At 65.3% G+C, this 2,007-nt stretch carries 3 protein-coding genes; all 3 read right to left on the bottom strand.

All coding sequences use genetic code 11. From position 1 onward, the window contains the following. Window positions 1–270: 270 nt before the first annotated feature. Window positions 271–750 (bottom strand): hypothetical protein, encoded by a 480-nt coding sequence (locus D7Y15_RS46240; RefSeq protein WP_233597546.1) that lies wholly within the window; start codon window positions 748–750, stop codon window positions 271–273. Between the two features lie 22 nt (window positions 751–772). Next, window positions 773–1,558: a hypothetical protein gene (locus tag D7Y15_RS43275; protein ID WP_120581634.1), complete on the bottom strand. Its 786-nt coding sequence runs from the start codon at window positions 1,556–1,558 to the stop codon at window positions 773–775. 121 nt (window positions 1,559–1,679) lie between these two features. After that, on the bottom strand, window positions 1,680–2,007 hold a 328-nt coding region (locus D7Y15_RS43270), incomplete at its 5' end, for an FtsX-like permease family protein (protein WP_121756201.1).

The following is a 2,007-nucleotide window of genomic DNA, read 5'->3' as shown; positions in this document are numbered from 1 at the left end:
CTCTTCGTTGATGGCCACTTTGCGTCCCAGCATGGCTTCTCTTCCTGCCCCACACCACCCCGCCTCGCACGGGCCTGTCAGGCAGGCGGCTGGCGATCTGCTCACTCAAATGAGGGGATCGCTCAGGAGCTGCACCCCACGGTCCTCTACTTCAAGCGCATCGTTCCCTGACGTTCACTGCGCGCGGGGGCAGGGCGGGATGCCGGAGCGAAGCGCGCATGGAATGACGCGGAGATGTGTTGTTTCACAGGTCACGCCGGAGGGGCGCCTTCAGGGATGATAGGGATAGCGCGCCAGGACCTTCCCGTCCGCCGACACGGCATACAATTCGTACCAGTGCGCGGAGGGATTGAATCCAGGTGCTGCCCAGCCACACTTCGCGACGTTTCGCTTGATCTCCACGAAGTACATCCCGCCGTGTTGGGCCACGGAGACCTCCATGGCCTTGGCGGTATATGAGCAGTCCTTCGCATACTCCTTGGGAAAACCTGCCAGCAGCCGCTGCAAGGCCGCATGGGCGGCGAGAACCGCCGGTCCGTCCAGCGTTGCCAGGGGCCGCAGGTCGTCAGGCCATTCAATCCCCTCCGCGACGAGGGGGGCGCGGGGCGTGGTACCGCCGTCGGCATTCGTCACCACGGGCGGAGACACGACGCTGCCCCCGTCCCTCGCGGCTGTGCCAGAAGAGGCGGGAGGCGTGCCTCCGTCCAGCAGGAGCGTGAGGAGAAGGACGTGATGAGGGAGGTTCATCATGGGGACAGGCTCCAGGGCCCTTCTACCACTTCAACTCGGGTGAGCAGCGAGGTAGCAGCATGCGGGGGCTGCGCATGCCAGAAGCCTCTTGTGGATGACAGTTCGCCTGGAACTCCCAAAGCGCCTTGTCCTCATTCCATTGGAAGACCTCTCCCGCGGGGTTCCACTTGTAGAAGCGAGGTTCGTCCTTGTGTCCCGTGGCGAGCCAGGCCCATGCGGGAATCAACCGGTTCCTCGAGTCACGCGCCAGCCGTCCATCAGGGCTTGCGGCATAGGCCACCATCGTCCACAGCCCGTCCTCCATCTTCATCGCGGGGAATCGGGTCAGATCGTCACTGCTCATGCTCGTCGCGCACGGGTGATTGTGCGCGAAGCCGATGATGGGCAGGTTCCGACCAAAGGATTCATCGTCGACGCCACCGAAAGGAGGCTGGCACGAGCTGCGTTCCTTCATGAGGTTGCGGATGGGCCATGAAACACGCCAGTCCTGCGGCGTTTTATAGAGGGCGACGCAGTATTCAGATGCATCCGGTCGTGGACCACCGGTGTTCGGGTCGCAGGCATCCGCCGCACCCGGCAGGCTCATCAATGCCCGGAGCGTCGGCAGCACCAGGTCATCCGGAATCGTGTCGGTGTCCGATACGACGGCCGGGACGTCCTTGTGTGGCCAGGGACCTGGGGCCACCGCGAGGTCGAACCGCCCTTCCAGAATGGGAAGTTCTGATCGCAGGTAGTAGAGGCGGGGGCCCGCACAGGCCATGAGCAACACGAACATGAAGGCGCAGGTCTGGCGCGTCGCGGTGCGCATTCCCGAAACACTCCCTGGATGACCTGTCGGGACCCGGGACTCCGGCGGAGCGGCCATCGTTCCGCAGGATAGCGGGTTGTCCGAAGCCTGTGCAGTCTCACCCCAAGCGATAGGCCGGGGCTCAATCCGCCCGGAGCACGACCGCCGGGGGCACGTGCGCGGCCCTTCGTGCTGGCAACAGCGCCGCGAGGAACGCCATCGCGCCGAGCACCGCCACCACCAATCCATACGTGAGCGGATCCGTGGGCCGCACTCCGTTGAGCAGGTGCGACAGCGCGCGGCTGGCTCCCCATGCGAGTCCCAGCCCCAACACCAGCCCCACCGCAGTGAGCCGCAGGTAGTGGCTCAACACCATGCCCATCAGCTGGCCCGCCCTCGCCCCCAATGCCATGCGGATGCCCAGCTCTCGCGTGCGCTGCACCACCGCGTAGGCCACCACCCCGTAGAGC

Origin of the sequence: Corallococcus sp. AB030, from assembly GCF_003668965.1 — a bacterium.
Classification (GTDB): domain Bacteria; phylum Myxococcota; class Myxococcia; order Myxococcales; family Myxococcaceae; genus Corallococcus; species Corallococcus exiguus.
The sequence above is the reverse complement of the archived record's forward strand: the minus strand, read 5'-3'. Positions and strand labels throughout refer to the sequence as shown.